A 23364-nucleotide genomic window follows, 5' to 3' on the forward strand; every position below is an offset into this window, starting at 1 on the left:
TCGCTTTCGCGAAAGCGCCTCCCTAAAACAAAGTGGTGAGATACCAAGCGCTAAAGCCTAGTAAAGCAAAAATACTTATAAGACTATATATCTCAAGAGGTTTTGATAATCTAGCCTCTTTAGGAATGTCAGGGTTTTTAAAAGCTAAATAATTACAAATTGCATAAAATGGAGCTGTAAGAAATGAAAAGATAGTCGCTAGTTTTACTAAAAAACCCATCTCACTTATTAGAAAAAACAGGACCACACACGTACCTACGATAAGAATGCTTAACCAAAGTAAATAACCTCTCTTATGCAACCCAAAACCAAGAAGGTTTGTCGTTTTTGCAATCGCTCTTGGAGATGCATCTAGGGTTGTGAGCGTAGTACTAAACATAGTCGTAAATGCCGCAATACCTATTAAAACGGCAGCCCACTCACCTAAACTTGCCGTATACATTCGTGTGAGTTGGCTAGCAAAAATCCCTCCTCGACTAGAAAAGGTCTCCCCACTACCATACATAACTAAGGCTCCTAGCGTCATAAAACATATCCCTAAAACAATAGTTCCTGTATATCCTACATTAAAATCAAATATTGAATTTTGCACAGCCTCTTTACCACGCTGCCCCTTTTCTAAAGTCCATAAAGAATGCCAGATAGAAATATCTAATGGTGCTGGCATCCATCCCATAAAAGCTATTAAAAAAGCAATTGATGCCGAATTGTTAGGAAGTATTTGTCCTAAGTTACTTAATGCACCAGACCCTAATGTGGAAACACTTTCTCTAAAAGCAAAGAAAACAGCTACGAGTGTACTTAATGTTAATACAATAATGATCACCTTCATTAATTTATCGAGGATACGGTACCTCCCTATGGCTAATATCGCAGCACAAAAGAATGTAATTGCGACACTCCAAATTGCAATGTCATTAGTAATACCAAATAACTGCACTGCCAGACCAGCCGTAACTATAGTGACCGCCGTTTGTATAGTAAACATTGTACCTAATGTAATGATGAAATATATCCAAAGCACTGGCTTACCTAATTTAAGATAGCCATCTAATAAACTTTTACCTGTCGCCGCCGCGTAGCGTGGTCCAAATTGAAAAAAAGGATATTTAATAATATTAACTAGCAACAGCGCCCAGAGCAACCCAAACCCAAAGTCTGCGCCTGCTCTTGTACTTTGTACGAGGTGAGACACTCCTATAGCTGCACCAGCAAACAGCAATCCTGGACCTAGCTTTCTAAAAGGCACCGCTTTCATCGATCTGCTTTTTTTATAATATCAGACAATAGCCTTCTCGCACGTAATAATTTTACTTTCACATTATTGATAGGCTCGTCAATTTCTTCTGCCATTTCTTTATAACTCATCTCTTGAAAGTAACGTAGGTTAATCATTTCTTGATAATGAGGTTTCAACTGCTTTACGAAAGCAAGCAATTGAGTTAAATTTTGTTCTTTAATAAGCGCATCTTCTGGAGATGGATTTTGATCAATCACTTTACGAACTTTTTCTTCATCCCTTTCAGAAAGCTGAGCTCTAATAGAAGATTCCCTTTTACGAACTATATCAATATGTATGTTTTTTGAGATGGCTATAAGCCAAGTGCTAAATGTATATTCCTCCTTAAATAATTGAAGCTTATCAAAGGCTCTTGCAAAAGTTTGTATGGTTACATCTTCTGCATCATGAGGATTTTTTGTTCGTTTTAATTGAAAACCATACACCTCATTCCAAAAAGAATTAAGCAAAAAGTTAAAAGCACTTTGTTGCCCATCCTTTGCACGTTTAATTTCTAATAATAGTTTTTCGGAGGTTATTTCCAACGCTTAGGTTTTGAAATCAGGTTTGTGATAAATATACCTAATTGAACACAAACTAGACCTATTTCTAAAATAGGGTAGAAAATTAAAATATCTTTTTCTCTAAATTTCACCCCTGCCATTACAGTCACAGACCATGTAATACTATATCTAATGAGAATTATAAGAAGCACGATATAGTGTTCCTCAACAAAGGTAATTACTGGAATCATCAAGCATATAAATAATAGTTGTGACAGAAAAAAAATACCTAAAAAAAACTGATGTAAACCTTTATAGTGACTTGATGTACTTATGTGCCTTCTTTTTTGAATGAGCCAATCTGAAAAACTCTCTTTAGGAAAAGAATATGTAAAACTCTCTGGGTCTTCCTGCACAGAGACATTAATTGAAGTAGCAGCCTCACTCACAAAAAGATCATCATCACCACCACGTATAGACATATGCTTTGAAAATCCATTGTGCTTGTAAAAAAGTCCAGAAGTATAACTAAGATTACGCCCCACACCCATATAAGCCTTTCCAGCTAGTGCCCAACTAAAATATTGTATAGCGGTGTTTACAGTCTCAAAACGTATTAATTTATTGAGCCCAGAGCCCTTGATTTTGGAATAACCACCATAGCCTAACACAATCTCTTTCTGAGGTACAAACTGGGAAGCCATCAGTGCTAACCAATTCTTAGAGGCAGGAACACAGTCTGCATCTATAAAAACTAAATGTTCATAAGTTGCTTTTTTAATTCCTAGTGTGAGTGCATATTTTTTATTTCCCCAAAACTTTTCATTGTAACGCACTTGCAATTCTTTGACGCGAGCATCACTTAAAGCAAAGTCTTCTATAACTTCTCCTGTCTTATCTGTAGAAGCGTCGTTTATTAAGATAACTTCAAAGCAAGGATACTCTTGTTCTAAAACTTTTGGAATGTTATTTTTTAGATTTCCTTCCTCATTTTTTGCGCAAACCAAAACTGAAATGGGAGGTGTGATTTTGTGTTTTGATTTTTCCGCTTTCGCGAAAGCGAAACGACTATAAAAAAGATAAAAAGCCACATTAATAATTGTGGCTCCTAAAAAAATATAAAATAATAACGTGTTGAGTTGTTCCAATAGATGCTAGGCTTTTAGGTCCTGAGAACAATCTCCCATCTCTTCTGGCATCTTGCCGCACATACTACAAGCTTCTCCATCCTTATTTAAAAATGGACTTTGACTAGCACAAGTACCTGCAAATTTACCGTCTTTTTTAGCCCAAATTTTAATAGCTATTCCTCCTACTGAAAGACCCAATAAAGCCAGAGTAATAAATAATAATTCCATCTCAAAAATTTTAAACAAAGATACAAAAAGCACTGTCTATGCTAAAACTATTGTGGATCTGGAATTTGATTCTCTCTGTTAAAAATTATGGTAGCTACTTCATTTGCAGTGTTTGCGACTTTACTGCCTCCTTTAGGCTCAATAGTCACATTGATGCTTGCCATCCGTTCTTCGTAAGGAATTTCAACTAGATTATCTTTTGTGAGCTTCAAGATATCTAATGGTACCAGTTTACCATCTACTTCTGCCCACATTTGATACACCTGCTCATCTGGCAGTTCTGGTAAACTTGCTACATGTATATAGGATCTTTTTTCTAATTGATTTACATAAGCTACCGCCTCTAGTTTACGCGCTTTTTTATTACCTGTTAAGATATACTTTTGAGTAGCAGCACTATTAAGAATCATAAACTGCTCCTCTACAGATTGTAACATTTGCCTATTAGACACAATATCGTCATTAAGGCTCTCTAATAAATTTGAGGTAAATTGTCTATCTCTAAGTAATTCTTGATTTTGCTCATAAATCATAAAAGCAACAAGACTAAAAAGTATGGCTACCATACAAGCTGTAATTGCTAGTATAGGTAACGCCCTTTGAGGTTTAGATTTTGTCTGTTTAAGTATTGTTGCTCTAAGTTCCTTTGGGACTTTTACAGCATAGGAGGCTGCATAATTTTCAAGATTTTCTTGCAGCTCCTCATAAGTGCTCTTTACCTCTGGAAACTTCTCAATAAAATACTCAGCTTCCTGAGATTCTATAGGAGATGTTGTACCCATAAGATATCGCTCTAACAAATCACTTTCCAAAAATTGTGATACTCTATCACTCATAATCCAATTATAATCAAAACAATTATTCCAAATAATTTACGCAACTCCCGAAGCCCTATTTTTAACCGGGACTTTACCGTTCCTAAAGGTATATTTAATTCATCACTAGCTTCTTGTTGTGTCATGCCTTGAAAAAATAAGGCGTCTATCACAACTCTATATTTATCATCTAATCCATTAGTATGAGTCTGTATATCAATATGCTCTATAGCAAAAGAAGTTGCCTTTAATTGATATACGTTAGAATCTTCCGTTTGGATTTCCTTTGCTTGTTTTCTTTGTCTGCTACGTACTTTATCTATTGCAGTATTTTGCACTACTCTAAAAAGCCAAGTAAAAAGTCTTGCTTTGCTTGCATCATATTTGTGAGCATTTTTCCAAATTTTTATAAAAGACTCTTGCAGTACGTCTTGTGCGAGTTCTTCTTCGTGTGTGACTTTGATGGCAACACCATACAAGGCATCTGCATAATGATCATATAATAATCCTATGGCTCTCTCGTCGCCAGCTTTAAGTAGCTCGACGATATGCTTTTCTACAAATGTCTTCAAAAAGGGTTGGTTTTTGAATTAATAATATGTTAGGGATATATTCTTAATTTGTCATCTAAAGTTAAGGCGTCGGGACAACATAACAAAAGATGTAGCTATAAACTCTTTAAAACATCTATTATTATAATACTAGATTATAATTTTTAATCTAAAATCTTAAACTTTCTACCTTTTAAAATAAGTAATTAAATGACATTGACCTCTGGCTCTATGGCAATTCCAAATTTGTCTTTCACACCATTTTTGACTTTCATTGCTACATCCCATATTTCATCTCCAGTGGCATTTCCATAATTTACTAGTACTAGTGCTTGCTTATCATGTACTCCTGCATCACCATATCTCTTACCTTTGAATCCTGATTGTTCAATAAGCCACCCTGCAGGAACTTTTATAAGGTCATTACCTATTGGATAATACGGAATATCTTTATGTAGCTTTCTCAAAGCTGTAAATGCTTCTTGAGAGATTATGGGGTTTTTAAAAAAACTACCACTATTTCCAATCTTATTAGGATCTGGTAACTTAGATTGACGTATCTCGATCACAGCTTGTGAGATTTCTTTGAGCGTGGGTGTGGTTATATTTTTTTCTTTAAGAGTGTCCCCTATCGCCCCGTAGTCTGTTTGAAGGATATGATCCTTTTTAGTTAATCTAAATGTGACTGAAGTAATTATATACTCATCCTTTAAGTCATTTTTAAACACAGAGTCTCTATACCCAAAATTGCATTCTTCTAAAGAAAAAATCTTTTCTTTAAACGTTTTCCTGTGAATTGCGGTACACTCAAAAAAAGTATCCTTTAATTCAACGCCATAAGCACCAATGTTCTGTATAGGTGATGTTCCTACATTCCCAGGTATTAAGGAAAGGTTTTCAACGCCTCCAAAATTATTTCTAACGCAATACAACACAAATTCGTGCCAGTTTTCTCCTGCTGCAACTTTTAATAAAATTTCAGAATCTGAAAAATTATCATCCACCACTTCTATACCTTTATTATTAATATGGATCACGAGTTTATCAACATTTTCTGTGAGCAACATATTACTTCCACCACCTATAATAAATGGAGCTGTAAAGCGATCATCTCTTAAGAGAGACAAAAGATCATCAACAGTTGAGATGCTAGCAAAAAAACGAGCTTTTGCTGCAATTCCAAATGTATTATACTCTTTAAGTGAGGCGTTTTCTAGGACCAGCATTAATCTTGATATTTCTCTAAAGCTACTTTTAGAATTTCTACTGCCTCTTTAAGATGTTTTTCTTCTAAAACGTAAGCGATACGTACTTGGTTTAAACCTACGCCTTCACTACTATAAAAACCGGCGGCTGGTGCTACCATTATAGTTTTACCGTTATAATCAAAAGACTCCAGTAACCATTGAGCAAATGCATCTGCATTTTTAATAGGTAATTGCGCGATGCAATAAAAAGCACCCTTAGGTTTTGCAACTTTCACACCGGGTATTTTCTCTAGGCCCGTGACAAGTGTATTTCTACGAGAAACGTATTCCTCTATAACATCATCAAAATAACTTTGTGGAGTTTCTAATGCTGCTTCAGACGCTATTTGAGCAAACGTGGGTGGGCTTAAGCGCGCTTGGGCAAACTTCATAGCTGTGCTCATTAACTCTTTATTTCTACTCACAATACAACCTATACGAGCTCCACACATTGAAAAACGTTTAGAAACAGAGTCTATCATTATAGCATGGCTATCAATATCGCGTTGCTTCATCACACTATGATGCTTTAGTCCATCATATGCAAACTCACGATACACCTCGTCTGCTATTAAAAATAGGTCATGCTTTTTTACCAGCTCTGCAAGTTGCCTTATCTCATCTTCAGAATATAAGTAACCTGTAGGGTTGCCTGGATTGCATATGACAATAGCTTTAGTTTTAGTTGAGATTAACTTTTCAAAGTCTGATATAGGTGGCAACGCAAACCCTTCTTCTAAAGTAGAAATCACAGGAACCACTTTTACTCCACTAGCTGTTGCAAACCCATTGTAATTTGCATAAAAAGGTTCAGGAATAATAATCTCGTCTCCTGGATCTGTTACACTTCCCATTGCAAAAAGCAATGCTTCTGAGCCTCCAGTAGAAATAATAATATCATCTGCACTTACTTGTATATCATGCTTTTGATAATACATTGCTAGTTTGTCCCTGTAAGATTGAAAACCTGCGCTATGACTATAAGCAAGCACTTCCATATCTATATCCCTCACAGCGTCAAGTGCTACTTTGGGAGTTTTTATATCTGGCTGCCCAATATTGAGTTGATAAATGTCTATTCCGCGAGACCTCGCTGCTTCTGCATAAGGTACAAGTTTACGTATGGGTGACTGAGGCATATCTTGCCCCTTCTGAGATATTCTAGGCATCTGTAAATTTCTTTTTTACAAAGTTGAGGAAATATTTAAATATTGTAAAGAAAATATAAGGGTTTCCGCTTTCGCGAAACCAAAATAATACAATTAAAAAAGGCCGCCTTAAAAAAGCGGCCTTCATATTATCTTTAGTCAGAAACTTTTACTTTCCACCATCTGGCAAAACTGTTCCTTTTATTTTTAAACTTTGTGGTACTTCTGACGCATTAGTATATACTGTGATAGTTTTTCTAATAGGCCCTTGACGTTTTGTGTCATACTTCACTTCAATCTCGCCTTTTTCACCAGGCTGTATTGGGTTTTCTGGTTTTTTAGGGATTGTACAACCACAAGTAGAATATACACGAGCCACAATAAGGACATCGTCTCCTGTGTTTGTAAATGTAAATTTACGCACCCCATCAGACCCATATGGCACTTTACCATAATCAACCACGTCTGAGTCAAATGTAATTTCAGCTTTCTTTTCTTGAGCTTGCATGCTCACTGTTAGCAGTGTAGCTACAAATAAGATTACTAGTTTTTTCATAATTTCTAATATTTGAGGATAATCAAAAATAGGTAGAATAAGCCCAAGTGCCAAAAATTAAATCATCATTAAATTACAACGCCCTCCATTGAACGTTGTAAAATAAGCACTAGGGAATATTTAAATATCCTACTGTTATCCCTACTTTTGCCTTCTTTAAGACAACAATCAGACCAAACTATGAGTATTGCTTCAAATTATGATGCTTCTTCTGTAGAAGACAAATGGTACAGCTACTGGATGGAACACAATTATTTTCACTCCACACCAGACGACAGAGAACCATATACAATAGTGATCCCTCCTCCTAATGTTACAGGTGTATTACACATGGGACATATGCTTAACAACACAATTCAAGATGTGTTGATACGCCGTGCTCGCTTACTAGGCAAAAACGCTTGCTGGGTGCCTGGCACAGACCACGCCTCCATTGCTACAGAAGCTAAGGTAGTCGCACGACTCAAAGAACAGGGGATTAACAAGTCTGATCTTACACGTGAAGAATTTCTAGCTCACGCATGGAAATGGAAAGAAGAATACGGAGGTGTTATTTTAGATCAGCTTAAAAAACTAGGAGCTTCATGTGATTGGGAGCGCACAGCGTTTACTATGGATCCAGCAATGTCTGAGTCCGTGATAAAAACCTTTGTAGATTTACATAAAAAAGGTCTTATTTATAGGGGATACCGAATGGTAAATTGGGACCCTGAAGCAAAAACAACACTTTCTGATGAAGAGGTTATACATGAAGAGCGTCAAGGGCTTCTTTATTATTTAAATTATAAAATAGAAGGATCTAAGGATACGTTGACTATCGCGACAACACGTCCGGAAACAATTTTTGGAGATACTGCTATTTGTATAAATCCTAATGACGAAAGATTTACACATCTTAAAGGAAAAAAAGCGATTGTCCCAATCTGCGGTCGTATCATACCTATTATTGAAGATGAGTATGTTGATTTAGAGTTTGGAACAGGATGTCTTAAAGTTACGCCTGCTCACGACGAAAATGATAAAATGCTTGGTGACAAACATAACCTTGAAGTAATTGACATCTTTAACGATGACGCCTCTCTTAATAGCTTTGGGCTGCATTATGAAGGTCAAGATCGTTTTGAGTGCCGTAAAAATATAAAGAAAGAACTCGAAGCATTAGAAGCTCTTGTAAAAACAGAAAATCATATAAATAAAGTAGGAACTTCTGAGCGTACAAAAGCAGTTATTGAGCCAAAGCTCTCTGACCAATGGTTCTTAAAAATGAGTGAACTGGTAAAGCCTGCTATAAAAGCTGTATTAGAAACAGGTGATGTAAAGCTCTTTCCTAAAAAGTTTGAAAATACCTACCGTCACTGGATGGAAAACTGTCGTGACTGGAATATATCACGTCAATTGTGGTGGGGTCAGCAAATTCCAGCCTACTTTTACGGGGATGGGAAAGAAGATTTTGTTGTTGCAGAAAATATAGAAGATGCTGTTACGCTTTCGCGAAAGCGTACAGGAGATCAAAGTCTTACTGCAGGCCACCTAAAACAGGATGAAGATAGCTTAGATACTTGGTTTAGTTCATGGTTATGGCCTATGAGCGTTTTTGACGGGATACGTAATCCCAAAAATGAAGAATTTAATTATTACTACCCTACAAATGATCTTGTTACAGGTCCAGATATTTTATTTTTCTGGGTAGCGCGCATGATCGTCGCGGGGTACGAATACACTGGAAAACGACCTTTTGAAAACGTATATCTTACTGGATTAGTACGTGACAAACAACGTCGTAAAATGTCTAAATCTTTAGGAAACTCTCCTGATGCTCTTGAGCTTATAAAAGAATACGGAGCAGATGGCGTACGTGTAGGTCTATTACTCAGTAGTGCTGCAGGAAATGACCTTATGTTTGACGAAGATTTACTTAAACAAGGAAAAGGATTTATAAAGAAAAATCTAAGTGCTTTTAGCTTAATACAAGGCTGGGAAATTGACGAAAATATTGCACAACCAAATCATAGTGAACAAGGATTAGAATGGTATACAAATCGCTTTAATGAGACACTCATTGAAATAGAAGACCATTACTCTAAGTATCGTATCTCAGATGCACTTATGGCAAGCTACAAACTTGTTTGGAATGACTTCTGTGGATGGCTTCTAGAAATTATCAAGCCTGCTTACAAGCAACCTATTGACCGTAAGACGTATGATGGAATAATTGCAGCGTTTGAAAACAACTTACGCATATTACATCCATTTATTCCATTTGCTTCTGAAGAGATCTGGCAGACTATTGCAAATCGCACACCAGAAGATGCTTTAATCATTAACAAATGGCCTATCTCTGGAGCAATAAATAAAGAAATTATTTCTGATTTTGACTATGCGACACAGGTAATATCAGGAATACGCACCATCCGGAAAAGTAAAAATATTGCATTTAAGGATGAGATTGAATTACATATCCTCAAAAACGAAAACACATCCTCTGCGTACGACACCATTATCTCAAAATTAGGTAATGTAAGCAAAATTGCCTTTACGAATGATGTTTTAGAAAACGCATTATCGTTCAGAGTAAAGTCAAATGAATATTTTATTCCACTCGCTGGAGCTATTGATGTGGAAGCTGAAATCTCTAAAATTGAAGAGGAATTGAAATACACAAAAGGATTCTTAAAATCTGTACGTGGAAAACTGTCTAATGAACGATTTGTAAATAATGCACCAGAAAAAGTAGTTGCCATCGAAAAGCAAAAAATGACAGATGCAGAAGCAAAAATAGAAGCTTTAGAAAAAAGGCTAGCTAGTTTAGCTTAATTAAAAAAGGCAGTGATTTAAAAATCACTGCCTTTTTTAATTAATGAGATATTTTTCTGCAATTTCAATATAAGTCTTCTTTGCCTCCTGTATAGATAGGTGCTTTACTTGCAATAATGCATTAAGCTTAAAAGCACTTACTAATTCGTGTTCACCTTCACTATTACTAAAGCTATTTTCTTGTGTAGCCTGTTTATAAAGCGCATAAAACTGTAAAAGCACATCTGGAGGGAAATCTTGTGTTGCCTCGCTCACCCTCTTAAAGGCCTCCTCAAACTTTGTATGGAGCACCTTTTTTTTCATTTACACGGAAGCTATTATAGATTGCGCACCCACTACCTTATCTTCTAATTTAACATCAAGATTTGTGCCTATGGGTAAATATAAATCTACACGGGAACCAAAACGGATAAAACCACTATCGTCTCCCTGAGAAACCATTTGCCCTTCCTCAGCATAATTAATAATACGTTTTGCTAAAGCGCCAGCTATTTGCCGGTATAATATATCACCAAATTTTTGAGTATTTACAACAACAGTAGTTCTCTCGTTTTCAGTACTAGATTTAGGGTGCCATGCTACTAAATATTTACCTGGATGGTATTTACTAAAAACAACTTTACCTGCAATAGGGTACCTAGTAACATGTACATTTATAGGAGACATGAATATTGAAACCTGAAGACGTTTATCTTTAAAATATTCCTGTTCATACACCTCCTCAATTACCACCACTTTACCATCAACAGGTGATGTCACTACATTGGGATTAGCCAAACCAGTTCTTTCAGGGTTTCTAAAAAATTGTAAAACCATAATGAGCAAGAAGCCTAAAATAGCAGCAATTAAATAGAACAACCAATTTTTTTCAAGAAAATGATTAGCTACTAGTAACGAACCAGTTATTAATATTAATGTTATTACAATTATCTTATATCCTTCTTTATGGAACATAGTCGAGTACGATTAAAAATAAATACAAAAAAGGTGCTGCAAAAATTATACTGTCAAGTCTGTCAAACAATCCTCCGTGTCCAGGCATAATTCTACCACTATCTTTTACTCCAGCCTGTCGCTTAAGTTGTGATTGAATAAGGTCGCCTAAAGTCCCAAAAACTGACGTAACAACAGCTACGGTAAGCCAAAGCTGAATGCTTAACAAATCTGTAAATGCACTAAATATGATACTTGCTATGCAGCAAAAAACAAGTCCTCCAACAAATCCTTCAATAGTTTTCTTTGGAGATATACGCTCTAATAGTTTTCGCTTACCTATACTCTTACCAACAATAAAGGCAAACGTGTCATTTATCCAGATTAAAGCAAAGACACTTGCCACCAATAACGATGTATATTCACCTTTATAAGATGGCAGAAGAATTGTAAACACAACACCTCCAATGATGTAAAAAATAGTATATGCGTATTTCTGTGAAACTGTTATATAGCGTTCAGAGGGTCTGATTAAATTTTTAATTAAATATAAATTAACTGTTATTGTCAATGCTAGAAATACAATAGTCACCATTCGCTCAAATTTGAAATAGCATAGCCCTGCTATACAAACTAGCAGTAACAAATATGGCAATATAGATTTAATACCTATAAGTTTCAAAAACTCGTAGAGAACAGCAATACCGAGTACTGAAAATACAACTAAATACGTTGTTTCTAAAGAAAATATAGCAAGCAACAATAATGTTACGTACAATAATCCAGAAAGGGCTCTTATGACGACTTCGCGCATATTATAGGTCTTCTAAAAGCAGTAAATAAAGGTTTTTTGTACTGCTTCCATAGGTCATAAAATCTTTCTCATCTTCCTTAGACTCAAAATTCTTTATGGTTGTGATATTGGTAGGGATACTCCCTGCATTATGGTTTTTTATAATACGGAGGCCTTCACCTATTGTATTAACAATTTGACTTGTCTTACCAAAAACAATAACATCTTTAGGCAGATCATGTAATTTTAGCTCTTTAAGCTGTTTAGAACATACTAAAAGTGATCCGTCACTTGCCACTAGACTTTCACAAGTAGTGAGAAAAAACTCAGATTCTACATTGTGACCATAATTTAAATTATAGCCATCAAACATAGTCTTTAAATGATCATCTATACAAAAGGCTTCTTTTTCATACCAATCATTTTCAAGAAGTATGTTATCAAAGTTCTCTTGCACTTCATCCATATTAAGGGCATAAAGAAATCGACCGCCATTTATTATAAAGTTCTTTGTGAAACGCTCGTCTGCCGGAGTATCTACTTCTGGCATATATTTACTACGTATTTCTTTTCCTCTATATTCTTGGGGGTCGTCTAATTTAGATGATGATTTAAATAATTTACTAAATAGACTCATTTATACACTTTACTCAATGTAATTTATAATGTATTCCAAATATAAAAAAACTTGATCGAACACTACATCCAATCAAGTTTTTTTAAACCATTATATCACAATTAAGTGAAAAATTACGCTATATCTTCGATAGCTTCTTTTTTTCCAAAGGGTCTTTCTCCAAAAATTTCTTCTAGATTATCCTTAAAAATAACTTCTTTTTCTAGCAACAACTCTGCTAATTGAGTTAGCTTATCTTTTTCCTTTGTTAAAAGATCAATTGCACGTTGATATTGTTCCTCAATTATAATTGAGATTTCCTTATCAATTAGCTCTGCAGTGCGTTCACTGTATGGCTTTGTAAAACTACTTTCAGATTGTCCTGTACTATCATAATAAGTAAGATTCCCCACCTTATCATTAAGACCGTATACAGTCACCATCATTCGAGCTTGTTTTGTAACCTTTTCAAGATCACTTAAAGCTCCAGTAGAAATCTGATTAAACATTACTTTCTCTGCGGCTCTTCCTCCCAATGCAGCACACATCTCATCTAACATTTGCTCAGGTCTAACAATCAACCGCTCTTCTGGGAGATACCATGCCGCACCTAAAGACTGTCCTCTCGGAACAATTGTTACTTTAACTAGTGGGGCAGCGTGCTCAAGCATCCAACTCACAGTCGCATGACCCGCCTCATGAAAAGCGATTGCTTTTTTCTCTTCTGGAGTAATAATCTTATTTTTCTTTTCTAGTCCTCCTACGATACGATCAACAGCATCAAGAAAATCCTGCTTTCCTACTGCTTTGTTACCTTTACGAGCAGCTATAAGCGCAGCCTCGTTACACATATTAGCAATATCTGCTCCAGAAAAACCAGGTGTCTGTTTTGCTAAAAACTCAATATCAAGTTCATCATCTACTTTTTTTAGAGGCCTCAAATGTACTTCGAATATTTCCTTACGTTCTCTAACGTCAGGCAAATCAACATATATCTGTCTATCAAAACGACCGGCGCGCATCAACGCTTTATCCAACACATCTGCTCGGTTTGTTGCTGCAAGCACAATAACGTTTGTGTTTGTACCAAAACCATCCATTTCTGTGAGTAATTGATTGAGTGTATTCTCTCTTTCATCATTCCCGCCAGAAAAATTACTTTTACCTCTAGCCCTACCTATTGCATCAATCTCATCGATAAATATAATTGCAGGTGATTTTTCTTTGGCTTGTTTAAATAAATCACGGACACGAGATGCACCCACCCCCACAAACATCTCCACAAAATCAGACCCTGATAGTGAGAAAAATGGAACTTTAGCTTCTCCAGCCACTGCCTTTGCCAGCAATGTCTTACCAGTTCCTGGCTGCCCAACTAACAAAGCGCCTTTTGGAATTTTTCCTCCAAGACTTGTATACTTCTCAGGATTTTTTAAGAAATCCACAATCTCTTGTATCTCTTCTTTTGCCCCTTCAAGACCAGCCACATCCTTAAATGTTGTTTTTACGTCTGTTTTCTCATCAAAAAGCTTTGCCTTAGATTTACCTATATTAAATATTTGACCTCCTGGACCACCACCACCACCAGCAGACATACGTCTCATGATAAATATCCAAAGACCAATAATTAGTATAAATGGAAGAAAACTAGCAACTAGACCCCACATATCACCCTCTGTTTCGTAGGTGAGTCGAGTATCCAAGTTATTTTCATCTATGATTTGATTTACATCATTTTCAAAATTTTGCAAATCTCCAATTTCAAAACGATAATCTGGCGCTGCTGCAGATGGGGCTAAAAAACCCGTCCCTCTATTTTTATTATGAATCTCTTTAGACTCTGCCTCTTTTGTAAGATATACTTTTACAGCATTTTTATTAATGATCTCTACCCGATCTACATCACCATTCTTTAGATATTCTTCAAATTGGTAAATAGATGTTTTTTTAGGCTCTCCTATACCACTACTGCCTGTAAGCATACTAATAGCAATAAAGATGATAATAATAAGTCCGTAAATCCAGTAAGAGCTAAATTTAGGTTTATTTGGAGGTGTTGTAGATGTATTCTTTTTCTTTTCTGTAGACATTCAATTTCTTTTTAATAATTTGTGGGAATAGAAGTGATTTTTGCATCTCCCCATAGGCTCTCAATATCATAAAATTCTCTAATATGTTTTTGAAAAACATGTACAACCACATTTACATAATCCATAAGAATCCATTCTGAATTTTCTAAACCTTCTACATGCCAAGGTTTTTCTTGAAGAGCTTTACTAGCGGTTTTTTGGATAGAATTTACTATAGCACCCACTTGTGTGTTTGAAGTTCCATCACAAATGATAAAATAATCACAAACCGTATTTTCTATCTCCCTAAGGTCCAATATATCAATATTCTGACCTTTCACATCTTCAATTCCTTCAACAATTTTAGCTATTAATTGATCTGTGTTCTTTTCCTTTTTTGCCATTAAATTCTTTTATTTACACAAAGTTATTACAAATTTACATTACTCTGCGGTCTTTACATAAGTTTAGAGTCCCTAGTTTTACATATGCGCATAGACAAACTTCATACCATTGATTCTACAAACGATTACCTCAAACGTATTTCAAAAAAAGAAAATACCCAAGAAGATATGGTGGTATGGGCAAAAAACCAAACTGCAGGTCGCGGACAAATGGGTACCAAATGGATGACCCAGACTGATAAAAACCTGACATTCAGTGTTTACAGAAAAATACAACGTATCACTATAGACGAGCAATTCTTTGCACTAATGGCCGCTTCCCTTGCCATAAAAGATGTACTCACTAAACTCTTAATTAAAAACGTACGTGTTAAATGGCCTAACGACATATTGACAGATAACGACAAGATATGCGGAATTCTTATAGAAAGTGTCATTAAAAAGGGTAGGCTTGATGCAATGATTATAGGCGTGGGTCTAAACGTTAATCAAACAGAATGGAGCCACCTTCCTAGAGCCACCTCCATAAAAAAGCAAACTGGAATTCATTTCAAACTAGAGGAAATTCTTCAAATGCTGTTAGAGCAGTTTCGACATTATGTACAGCTACTTATTGATGGCAAGTTTGAAAAAATCAAAAAAGATTATGAAAATTGCCTTTTTAAAAGAAATAAGCCCGCTACATTTTTGAAGCCAAATGGAGAAAAATTTGTTGGAATCATCAAAGGGACCACTAATAGTGGCAAATTAATTTTACTCCAAGAAAATGATGTTCTTAAAGAGTATGATTTGAAAGAATTACAACTACTCTATTAATTTCTATAGTTCGAACACCTATTGACATAATGTTAGAATTCGTCAAGGTGTCATATAAATAAGCTAGATTACTGTGTAAAAGCATTATCGCTTTCGCGAAAGCGTGTTCGCTACAACTCTTAGAATTTGTATCTTTGTAGCGCTTGAAAAAATGCTATGCAAGAAGAACTTACAATTACTAAACCAGAGAGAGTACCTAAGCCTAAATGGCTTCGAGTAAAACTCCCCACTGGAAAAAAATATACAGATTTACGTACACTTGTAGACAAGTACAACTTAAATACGATCTGCACATCGGGAAGTTGCCCTAATATGGGAGAGTGTTGGAGTGAAGGAACTGCCACCTTTATGATATTAGGAAATGTCTGTACGAGATCGTGTGGTTTTTGCGGTGTAAAAACTGGAAGGCCAGAGCAAGTAGATTGGGAAGAACCTGAAAAAGTAGCTCGATCCATAAAATTGATGGATATTAAGCATGCAGTGATTACCTCTGTAGATCGTGACGATCTTAAAGACATGGGAACCATTATTTGGGCAGAAACTGTTCAAGCCATACGACGTATGAACCCAAAAACCACCCTTGAAACCCTCATTCCAGATTTTCAAGGTAGAGAAGATTTGCTAGACAGAATTGTTGCGGTACACCCAGAGGTGGTATCACATAATATGGAAACTGTAAAAAGGCTAACGAGAGAAGTGCGTATTCAAGCAAAATATGAACGCAGTTTAGGAGTTTTAAAATATCTAAAAGAAGCGGGGATTACAAGAACTAAATCTGGAATAATGCTAGGCTTAGGGGAAACAGAAAGGGAAGTTATAAAAACTCTAGAAGACCTTCGCGAGGTAAACCTTGATATTGTTACTATAGGGCAATACTTACAGCCTTCAAAAAAACATTTACCTGTAAAACAATTTATCACTCCAGATCAATTTCAAAAATACGAAAAAATTGGGCTAGAGATGGGATTTCGCCATGTGGAAAGTGGGGCTTTAGTTAGGTCGTCTTACAAAGCTCAAAAGCATCTTACTTAAAAATTAATGAGCAAGATTAAAATTGCAATTAACGGTTTTGGCCGCATAGGACGCACTGTCTTTAGACTCATTGAAAATCATCCTCAACTTGAGGTGGTAGCCATTAATGATCTGGCAGACGCAAAAACTTTATCACATCTTCTTAAATACGATAGTATTCACGGAGTAAGCGCTAAGGAAATTAGCTTTCGCGAAAGCGTACTCATCGTCAACAAAAAAGAAATACCATTGTACAACTTTGAGGATATTGAGCTTATTCCATGGAAGAACTCGCAACCAGATATCGTTATTGAGAGCACTGGAAAGTTCAAAACAAAGAAAGAACTTGAAAAGCATATTGTAAGCGGGGCAAAAAAAGTGATTTTGAGCGTACCACCAGCAGACGAAGATATTCCTATGGTTGTTCTTGGAGTTAATAATGGCGATCTAGATGGTACAGAAACCATCATCTCAAACGCCTCTTGCACCACAAACAATGCAGCCCCTATGGTTCAAATCATAGACAAATTGTGTGGTATTGATCAAGCATATATTACCACAATACACTCCTACACCACAGACCAGACTCTTCACGATCAACCTCATCGTGATTTACGTAGATCACGTGCAGCAAGCCAAAGCATTATTCCTACTACGACTGGAGCCGCAAAAGCACTTACTAAAATTTTTCCACACCTTGCTAGCGTTATTGGAGGCTGTGGCATTAGAGTCCCTGTACCCAATGGATCCCTTACAGACATAACTTTTAATGTAAAAAAAGATACCACCATAGAAGAGGTGAATATGGCAATGAAGAAAGCTTCTCTAGGTAGGTATAAAGACATACTTGCTTTTACAGAAGATCCTATTGTATCTATTGATATTATAGGGAACCCTCACTCCTGTGTTTTTGATGCACAAATGACATCTGTAATAGGGAAAATGGTAAAAATCATAGGCTGGTATGATAATGAGATGGGATATTCTAGTAGAATAGTAGACTTAATTTTACAGATCTCTACAAAATAATCTATATTAGCTATTAGATACTGACACGTATGAACGCAATATTAGTACGTTTTCTATTTGCGCTCCTCCTTGCTTATCCACTAGTAAGTACCGCCCAAAAGAGAGAGAGCCCAGAAGAAACACTTACAAATGATAAAATTGACTCTCTACTTCAGAGAGCTCTTATTGCTGTTTCAGATCTTAATTATGAAAAAGCAATAGATTTACTTACATATTCTCGTGATTTATCTTTAAGAATTAATCACACAAAACGTGTTGGTCTTGCCTCAGGGACTCTTGCAAAGCTTTATTTCCAACTTCATAACTATGAAAAAGCAGAAATAGAGAATAAAAGAGCTATCGAGGCTCAGTTAGAGGTGAATAGCATTGATTTATTAGGACAATCCTATCTTACAGCAGCGCAAATTGCTAATATCCGAAGTCAAGAAAAACAATTCCAAGAATATATTGCTCGAGGCTTATCCATTCTTGAAGATAGTGAAAGGCTTGATCTAAAGTCACAGCTTCTCATTCTCAAAGCCGATATTTTAAGAAAAGAGAATGATCATACGGAAGCTATACGAATTTACAATAAGGCTATCAATCTTGTTCAATTAGAAAACTACGCGTATTTAAGAGCAGAAGCAAAAGCTAAAAAATCCCTTAGCTTAAGTGCTGCTGGTAGACTAGAAGAAGCCGATGAAGAATTACTTGAAGTTGAAAGTTTTCTAGAAGGGGAAAATTATCCGAATCTAAAAAGATCGCTGTACTTAGCAAAAAATCTCATCGCCCAAGGAAGAGGAAATTATAGAGAAGCGTATGACAATTTAAAAAAATACTATTCTTTTTTACAAAACTACACAAGCGAAGATATCACCAGTACATCTTTACCCACTAAAAATAACAAACAGTTAGAGGAAATGGTCGCCTCTTTAGATAAAGATATAGTAAGAGAAGAAGATCGATCCTCAAAGGCAATGCGTCTCACATTGGTGCTTTCTATAGCACTTTGCTCAATACTCGCATTACTCACGCTTTCACTTTACAAGAACAATAATCTAAGAGCAAAGGCAAATGAACTTTTACAAGCCAAAAATGTTGAACTTATAATTGCTCGTGATAATGCAGAAAAGGCTTCTATGGTAAAGGCTCAATTCTTATCGACCATTACGCATGAATTGAGAACGCCTATGTATGCTGTTACTGGTCTTACGCATTTGTTACTTAGTGAGAACCCTACTCCAGAACAAAAAAAACATCTAGATTCATTAAAATTTTCTGGAGAATATCTTTTATCTCTTATTAACAATATACTTGACCTAAATAAGCTTGAGGCAAATAAAGTAGAGGTAGAAGAGACTCCCTTCAACATCAGAAAGCGTATTGAAGACGTACTCTTTGCGTTGGGTAAGTCTGCTAGAGATAAAGGAAATAAATTAAATCTAGAATTTGATCCAGATATCCCTGAGGAATTGTTAGGTGACCCTTTAATGATTTCTCAAATTCTTATTAACCTTGTTGGAAATGCAATAAAATTTACTAAAGATGGCGAGGTAACTATTCGAGTTCAAAAAGTAGCGCAAACTGAAGCGGACATACGACTACATTTTGAAATCCAAGATAATGGAGAAGGAATATCTAAGAAAAAACAAAAAACAATTTTTCAAAATTTCACTCAGGGGTCTGTAGCCATTAATAGAAAGTTTGGAGGTACTGGATTAGGGCTTTCCATTGTCAAAAATTTACTAGACCTACTCAACAGTAAAATATCATTACAAAGTACTTTAGGTAAAGGCACAACTTTTAAGTTTGACTTAAAGTATAATCTAATACAAAGCGGCCAGAATGAAAATACTCCTACTACCCTTTCATACGATATAGATTACAACTCCTTAGAGAATAGGCATATTCTTGTTGTAGAGGATAATAAAATTAATCAAATGATTACACGTAAGATTTTAGAGAAAAATAAGATGACGTGTGAGACAGCAGATAATGGGGAGATAGCAATTGAAAAGACAAAATCTTCTGATTTTGACTTAATTCTAATGGATATTCATATGCCTGGTATTGGTGGTATTGAAGCAACTAAACAAATTCGAGAGTTTAATCCAAAAATTCCAATTCTAGCTTTAACAGCAGTCACTATTGATGAAAATATTGATGAATTTCATAAAGTAGGCTTTAATGATATTATTCCTAAGCCTTATAAAGTAGAAGAGTTTTTTCAAAAGATTCAAAACTCACTTAGAAATAGCAAGGTACTTTCTTAATCCACTTACCTTGAATTTTCACATATTTAAAGTATAATGGTTAATTACTTCAATCCTTACCTAATAAGTCTATAGATTTAAAAAGTGCTACCTTTTTTCCTCCCGTACACAGTTATAAATCATGGCATCAAATAAGGCAGCATCCTTAATCAATTCTATTTTTATTGGTAAATAAAAAAGCTTTACTTTTTTCAGCATTGGGCGTAACCTCACATAATCCTTTTCGGTGGTTAAGATACACTCTAACTCCTCTAGCTCTTCTAGTTCATTTTTAGAAAAATTATGATGATCTTTATATTGTTTATGTGTAAAAGAAACGCCTTGCAGAGCTATGTGCTGCACAAATAGGGAAGGATTTGCAATACCAGTTACAAGAGTCACTTTTTTTGTCTTTAAACTATTTAATTGCACCCCGCCTTTAGTAGAGAATACCTGAGCATCATATGTGATTTTTGAAAAAAATAATTTTTGACTTACACTTAAATCAAGTTTATTTTTAATTTCTCTCTCCTCATCAATAGTTAATGTATCTGGGCATTTTGTAACTACTATGACCTGAGCCCTTTTAGCACCACTTTTAGGTTCTCTTAAATTTCCAGCAGGTAGGAGATAATCATCACAGTACAAATCACCATAAGCTGTAAGTAATACGTTAAATCCAGCTTCTACTTTACGATGCTGAAAAGCATCATCCAGAAGTATTATATCTGGTTTATTTTCTTTTGTCAATAAAGTCTCAATCCCTAACTGCCGGTCTTCACATACTGCTACACTCAACTCCTTAAATTTTTGAGCAAATTGTAGAGGCTCATCTCCTACTTTTCTTACAGGATCGGATGGAGAGACATCCCTATATCCTTTAGTATGCCTTCCATATCCACGACTTAATGTAGCTACATTACTATCATTTACAAGTAGTCTTATAATATACTCTGTCATTGGAGATTTACCAGTACCCCCAACGCTTAGATTTCCTACGCAAATTATAGGTAAATCATATTTTTTTGAGGATAAAATATCGCTATTATATAGTCTATTTCGCAACAGCGTAACCACATAATAGATAATCGAAAATGGAAAAAGCAAAAGACGTAGTTTCCTCATCAAACGAAGGTATTAAAATAAAAAATTAATTCTCAAAAAAGACATACTATTAGCTTAGACAACAACTACTAGTAAAGGTGAGTGTCAAAATAAAGATCCACAATACAATTTGATTACCTTTACTTCATGAAAGTACATCAAGTTTCAGTTTTATTAAACGATTGGGCACCACTTGCCTATGCAGAAGACTTTGACAATGTGGGATTGCTCGTGGGGAATACTCATCAAAAGGTCAGTAATATATTAGTATCACATGATGCCTTAGAAAATGTAGTGGACGAGGCTATACGTAAGGATTGTAATCTTATAGTATGTTTTCACCCTATCATATTTTCTGGACTAAAAAGATTAGTGGGGCAAAATTACGTGCAGCGATCGGTGCAAAAAGCAATAAAAAATGATATCGCGATCTATGCAGTACACACCGGGTTAGATAATATGAGTAAAGGGGTAAATTTTGCAATGTGCAACGCACTAGATATTGATTTTCCAAAAATTTTAATCCCTAAGAAAAACCACATTCTAAAATTAACTACCTATATACCTCATACCCATACGGAACAACTTCTTTCAGCTCTTTTTGACGCTGGAGCAGGAAGTATAGGTAATTACGATGAATGTAGTTTTACTACAAAAGGTAATGGAACATACCGTGGAAACGAGCTTTCCAATCCTGTCTTAGGCGAAAAAGGGAAACGCCACACAGAACCCGAAACCCAAATAAGCATCAGTTTTGAAAAGCATTTACAATCTAAAATTTTAAACACACTCATCGCGACACATCCTTACGAAGAGGTTGCATATGAAGTTACGACGCTTCAAAATGCCTTGCAGACAGTTGGCATGGGGATGATAGGAGATTTAAAAGATAAAATGTCTGAAAAAGCTTTTCTCGCTTTCGCGAAAGCTAAATTTAAAACAGGCAACATCCGTCACTCACAATTAACAGGTAACTCCATACAAAAAGTTGCCGTTTTAGGAGGTAGTGGTGCTTTTGCTATTGAAGCTGCTATCTCACAGGGCGCTGACGCTCTTATTACAGCAGATTTGAAATATCACGATTTCTATAAAGCAGAAAATAAGATCATTTTGCTAGATGTAGGTCATTATGAAAGTGAACGTTTTACTAAAAACTTAATAGCCGGTTATCTTACAGAAAAAATTAGTACTTTTGCAATCATTTTATCAGAGGAAAATACCAATCCTATCAACTATTTTTAACGTATGGCAAAGAAGAAAGAAGCAACAGTAGAAGAAAAACTACGCGCGCTTTACGATTTACAACTTATAGATTCACGTGTAGATGAAATACGCAATGTACGTGGAGAATTACCTCTTGAGGTAGAAGACCTTGAAGATGAAGTAGCAGGCCTTAATAAACGCATAGAAAAACTAGAGAATGATCTTACCTTGGTAGAAGACTCTATTAAGGCTAAGAAAATTCAGATAGATGATTCTAAAGCTGCCATTAAAAAATATTCTGCTCAGCAAGAAAACGTACGTAACAACCGTGAGTTTAATGCCTTAAGCAAGGAGGTTGAGTTTCAAGAATTAGAAATCCAACTTGCAGAGAAAAACATCCGTGAGTTTAAAGCACAAATTGAGCAAAAGGGAGAGGTTATCACACAGACTAAAGAACGTCTAGCTGAGCGCGAAACTCACCTTAAGCATAAAAAAGGTGAATTAGATGCCATTCTCGCAGAAACAGAAAAAGAAGAAAAAGCATTACTTAAGAAAAGTGCTGACTACGAGAAAGAAATTGAAGATCGTCTTGTAAAAGCATATAAGCGCATTCGTGCAAGTGTGCGCAATGGCCTTGCTGTTGTACCTATTGAGCGTGGAGCATCTGGAGGCTCATACTTTACTATCCCACCACAAGTTCAGGTAGAGATAGCTGGTCGCAAAAAAATTATTACAGATGAGCATTCTGGTCGTATTCTAATTGATGGGGATCTCGCTGCAGAACAACAAGAAAAAATGGATCGTTTATTTAAAAAATTATAAGTAATCCTTCTCATATTAAAAAGCCTCTCATGCCTGAGAGGCTTTTTTTTGCTTAAAACTTA

General features: G+C 35.6%; 23 protein-coding genes. 7 read left to right on the top strand and 16 right to left on the bottom strand.

The window, feature by feature from the left end; genetic code table 11:
* Nucleotides 1–22 precede the first annotated feature (22 nt).
* From OD90_RS06065 to OD90_RS06105, 9 genes are all read right to left on the bottom strand, one after another.
* Nucleotides 23–1258, bottom strand: coding sequence for an Nramp family divalent metal transporter (locus OD90_RS06065; protein WP_144667997.1), 1236 nt, complete (start codon nucleotides 1256–1258; stop codon nucleotides 23–25).
* Nucleotides 1255–1824, bottom strand: a complete 570-nt coding sequence (locus OD90_RS06070; RefSeq protein ID WP_144667999.1) for an RNA polymerase sigma factor — start codon at nucleotides 1822–1824, stop codon at nucleotides 1255–1257. Before OD90_RS06070 ends, OD90_RS06065 begins: the two co-directional genes overlap by 4 nt.
* On the bottom strand, nucleotides 1815–2930 hold the full coding sequence (locus tag OD90_RS06075) for a glycosyltransferase (protein WP_144668001.1): 1116 nt from the start codon (nucleotides 2928–2930) through the stop codon (nucleotides 1815–1817). Before OD90_RS06075 ends, OD90_RS06070 begins: the two co-directional genes overlap by 10 nt.
* Nucleotides 2931–2936: 6 nt before the next feature.
* Nucleotides 2937–3140, bottom strand: a complete 204-nt coding sequence (locus OD90_RS06080) for a membrane or secreted protein (RefSeq protein WP_144668003.1) — start codon at nucleotides 3138–3140, stop codon at nucleotides 2937–2939.
* 47 nt (nucleotides 3141–3187) lie between these two features.
* Complete coding sequence (locus tag OD90_RS06085) at nucleotides 3188–3976, bottom strand: anti-sigma factor domain-containing protein (protein ID WP_144668005.1); 789 nt, start codon at nucleotides 3974–3976, stop codon at nucleotides 3188–3190.
* Nucleotides 3973–4527 (bottom strand): RNA polymerase sigma factor, encoded by a 555-nt coding sequence (locus tag OD90_RS06090; protein ID WP_144668007.1) that lies wholly within the window; start codon nucleotides 4525–4527, stop codon nucleotides 3973–3975. The genes OD90_RS06085 and OD90_RS06090 overlap by 4 nt, the downstream gene beginning before the upstream one ends.
* 185 nt (nucleotides 4528–4712) lie before the next feature.
* Entirely contained in the window at nucleotides 4713–5732 is a 1020-nt protein-coding gene (gene murB, locus OD90_RS06095; RefSeq protein WP_144668009.1) for a UDP-N-acetylmuramate dehydrogenase, read from the bottom strand.
* A complete protein-coding gene (locus OD90_RS06100) occupies nucleotides 5732–6922 on the bottom strand; it encodes a pyridoxal phosphate-dependent aminotransferase (protein ID WP_144668011.1) in 1191 nt (396 codons plus the stop codon). Before OD90_RS06100 ends, murB begins: the two co-directional genes overlap by 1 nt.
* Before the next feature lie 148 nt (nucleotides 6923–7070).
* Complete coding sequence (locus OD90_RS06105; RefSeq protein WP_144668013.1) at nucleotides 7071–7457, bottom strand: DUF1573 domain-containing protein; 387 nt, start codon at nucleotides 7455–7457, stop codon at nucleotides 7071–7073.
* A 180-nt stretch (nucleotides 7458–7637) separates the two neighbouring features.
* On the opposite strand from OD90_RS06105, the gene OD90_RS06110 reads away from it, so the two are divergent.
* A complete protein-coding gene (locus OD90_RS06110; RefSeq protein WP_144668015.1) occupies nucleotides 7638–10271 on the top strand; it encodes a valine--tRNA ligase in 2634 nt (877 codons plus the stop codon).
* A gap of 36 nt (nucleotides 10272–10307) precedes the next feature.
* Here the strand turns inward: OD90_RS06110 and OD90_RS06115 are convergent, their stop codons facing one another.
* From OD90_RS06115 to rsfS, 6 genes are all read right to left on the bottom strand, one after another.
* The gene (locus tag OD90_RS06115; RefSeq protein ID WP_144668017.1) at nucleotides 10308–10574 is read right to left on the bottom strand and encodes an acyl-CoA-binding protein; all 267 of its coding nucleotides are present in this window, start codon (nucleotides 10572–10574) and stop codon (nucleotides 10308–10310) included.
* Nucleotides 10575–11225: a phosphatidylserine decarboxylase family protein gene (locus OD90_RS06120; RefSeq protein ID WP_144668019.1), complete on the bottom strand. Its 651-nt coding sequence runs from the start codon at nucleotides 11223–11225 to the stop codon at nucleotides 10575–10577.
* Nucleotides 11215–12018, bottom strand: coding sequence for a phosphatidate cytidylyltransferase (locus tag OD90_RS06125; protein ID WP_144668021.1), 804 nt, complete (start codon nucleotides 12016–12018; stop codon nucleotides 11215–11217). The genes OD90_RS06120 and OD90_RS06125 overlap by 11 nt, the downstream gene beginning before the upstream one ends.
* A 1-nt stretch (nucleotide 12019) precedes the next feature.
* On the bottom strand, nucleotides 12020–12634 hold the full coding sequence (locus OD90_RS06130; protein WP_144668023.1) for an LUD domain-containing protein: 615 nt from the start codon (nucleotides 12632–12634) through the stop codon (nucleotides 12020–12022).
* A 113-nt stretch (nucleotides 12635–12747) separates the two neighbouring features.
* Entirely contained in the window at nucleotides 12748–14703 is a 1956-nt protein-coding gene (ftsH, locus tag OD90_RS06135; RefSeq protein WP_144668025.1) for an ATP-dependent zinc metalloprotease FtsH, read from the bottom strand.
* A gap of 11 nt (nucleotides 14704–14714) precedes the next feature.
* Nucleotides 14715–15086 (bottom strand): ribosome silencing factor, encoded by a 372-nt coding sequence (rsfS, locus tag OD90_RS06140; protein ID WP_144668027.1) that lies wholly within the window; start codon nucleotides 15084–15086, stop codon nucleotides 14715–14717.
* An 84-nt stretch (nucleotides 15087–15170) separates the two neighbouring features.
* Here rsfS and OD90_RS06145 point away from each other — a divergent pair, with 84 nt between their 5' ends.
* The 4 genes from OD90_RS06145 to OD90_RS06160 all read left to right on the top strand — a co-directional run bounded on the left by OD90_RS06145 (nucleotide 15171) and on the right by OD90_RS06160 (nucleotide 20194).
* Nucleotides 15171–15902: a biotin--[acetyl-CoA-carboxylase] ligase gene (locus OD90_RS06145; protein ID WP_144668029.1), complete on the top strand. Its 732-nt coding sequence runs from the start codon at nucleotides 15171–15173 to the stop codon at nucleotides 15900–15902.
* A gap of 156 nt (nucleotides 15903–16058) precedes the next feature.
* Nucleotides 16059–16934, top strand: coding sequence for a lipoyl synthase (lipA, locus tag OD90_RS06150; RefSeq protein WP_144668031.1), 876 nt, complete (start codon nucleotides 16059–16061; stop codon nucleotides 16932–16934).
* A 6-nt stretch (nucleotides 16935–16940) separates the two neighbouring features.
* Nucleotides 16941–17942, top strand: coding sequence for a type I glyceraldehyde-3-phosphate dehydrogenase (gap, locus tag OD90_RS06155; protein WP_144668034.1), 1002 nt, complete (start codon nucleotides 16941–16943; stop codon nucleotides 17940–17942).
* Nucleotides 17943–17971: 29 nt separating this feature from the next.
* Entirely contained in the window at nucleotides 17972–20194 is a 2223-nt protein-coding gene (locus tag OD90_RS06160; RefSeq protein ID WP_144668036.1) for a response regulator, read from the top strand.
* Between the two features lie 87 nt (nucleotides 20195–20281).
* Here OD90_RS06160 and lpxK read toward each other — a convergent pair whose 3' ends face one another.
* Entirely contained in the window at nucleotides 20282–21298 is a 1017-nt protein-coding gene (gene lpxK / locus OD90_RS06165; protein WP_144669648.1) for a tetraacyldisaccharide 4'-kinase, read from the bottom strand.
* A 126-nt stretch (nucleotides 21299–21424) separates the two neighbouring features.
* Here lpxK and OD90_RS06170 point away from each other — a divergent pair, with 126 nt between their 5' ends.
* Both OD90_RS06170 and OD90_RS06175 read left to right on the top strand, forming a co-directional pair.
* Nucleotides 21425–22519: a Nif3-like dinuclear metal center hexameric protein gene (locus OD90_RS06170; protein ID WP_144668037.1), complete on the top strand. Its 1095-nt coding sequence runs from the start codon at nucleotides 21425–21427 to the stop codon at nucleotides 22517–22519.
* A 3-nt stretch (nucleotides 22520–22522) separates the two neighbouring features.
* Nucleotides 22523–23302 (top strand): zinc ribbon domain-containing protein, encoded by a 780-nt coding sequence (locus OD90_RS06175; RefSeq protein ID WP_144668039.1) that lies wholly within the window; start codon nucleotides 22523–22525, stop codon nucleotides 23300–23302.
* The last annotated feature ends 62 nt before the right edge of the window (nucleotides 23303–23364 follow it).

The organism is Dokdonia sp. Hel_I_53 (genome assembly GCF_007827465.1).
Lineage (GTDB): Bacteria > Bacteroidota > Bacteroidia > Flavobacteriales > Flavobacteriaceae > Dokdonia.

Excerpts from the sequence above, each read along its gene's own strand:
- OD90_RS06115 (WP_144668017.1), bottom strand. The coding sequence starts at position 10,574 with ATGAAAAAAAAGGTGCTCCATACAAAGTTTGAGGAGGCCTTTAAGAGG.
- OD90_RS06100 (WP_144668011.1), bottom strand. The coding sequence starts at position 6,922 with ATGCCTAGAATATCTCAGAAGGGGCAAGATATGCCTCAGTCACCCATA.
- OD90_RS06080 (WP_144668003.1), bottom strand. The coding sequence starts at position 3,140 with ATGGAATTATTATTTATTACTCTGGCTTTATTGGGTCTTTCAGTAGGA.
- lipA (WP_144668031.1), top strand. The coding sequence starts at position 16,059 with ATGCAAGAAGAACTTACAATTACTAAACCAGAGAGAGTACCTAAGCCT.
- gap (WP_144668034.1), top strand. The coding sequence starts at position 16,941 with ATGAGCAAGATTAAAATTGCAATTAACGGTTTTGGCCGCATAGGACGC.
- OD90_RS06130 (WP_144668023.1), bottom strand. The coding sequence starts at position 12,634 with ATGAGTCTATTTAGTAAATTATTTAAATCATCATCTAAATTAGACGAC.
- OD90_RS06065 (WP_144667997.1), bottom strand. The coding sequence starts at position 1,258 with ATGAAAGCGGTGCCTTTTAGAAAGCTAGGTCCAGGATTGCTGTTTGCT.
- lpxK (WP_144669648.1), bottom strand. The coding sequence starts at position 21,298 with ATGAGGAAACTACGTCTTTTGCTTTTTCCATTTTCGATTATCTATTAT.
- OD90_RS06145 (WP_144668029.1), top strand. The coding sequence starts at position 15,171 with ATGCGCATAGACAAACTTCATACCATTGATTCTACAAACGATTACCTC.
- murB (WP_144668009.1), bottom strand. The coding sequence starts at position 5,732 with ATGCTGGTCCTAGAAAACGCCTCACTTAAAGAGTATAATACATTTGGA.
- OD90_RS06175 (WP_144668039.1), top strand. The coding sequence starts at position 22,523 with ATGGCAAAGAAGAAAGAAGCAACAGTAGAAGAAAAACTACGCGCGCTT.
- OD90_RS06110 (WP_144668015.1), top strand. The coding sequence starts at position 7,638 with ATGAGTATTGCTTCAAATTATGATGCTTCTTCTGTAGAAGACAAATGG.
- OD90_RS06125 (WP_144668021.1), bottom strand. The coding sequence starts at position 12,018 with ATGCGCGAAGTCGTCATAAGAGCCCTTTCTGGATTATTGTACGTAACA.
- OD90_RS06120 (WP_144668019.1), bottom strand. The coding sequence starts at position 11,225 with ATGTTCCATAAAGAAGGATATAAGATAATTGTAATAACATTAATATTA.
- OD90_RS06085 (WP_144668005.1), bottom strand. The coding sequence starts at position 3,976 with ATGAGTGATAGAGTATCACAATTTTTGGAAAGTGATTTGTTAGAGCGA.
- ftsH (WP_144668025.1), bottom strand. The coding sequence starts at position 14,703 with ATGTCTACAGAAAAGAAAAAGAATACATCTACAACACCTCCAAATAAA.
- OD90_RS06105 (WP_144668013.1), bottom strand. The coding sequence starts at position 7,457 with ATGAAAAAACTAGTAATCTTATTTGTAGCTACACTGCTAACAGTGAGC.
- rsfS (WP_144668027.1), bottom strand. The coding sequence starts at position 15,086 with ATGGCAAAAAAGGAAAAGAACACAGATCAATTAATAGCTAAAATTGTT.
- OD90_RS06170 (WP_144668037.1), top strand. The coding sequence starts at position 21,425 with ATGAAAGTACATCAAGTTTCAGTTTTATTAAACGATTGGGCACCACTT.
- OD90_RS06160 (WP_144668036.1), top strand. The coding sequence starts at position 17,972 with ATGAACGCAATATTAGTACGTTTTCTATTTGCGCTCCTCCTTGCTTAT.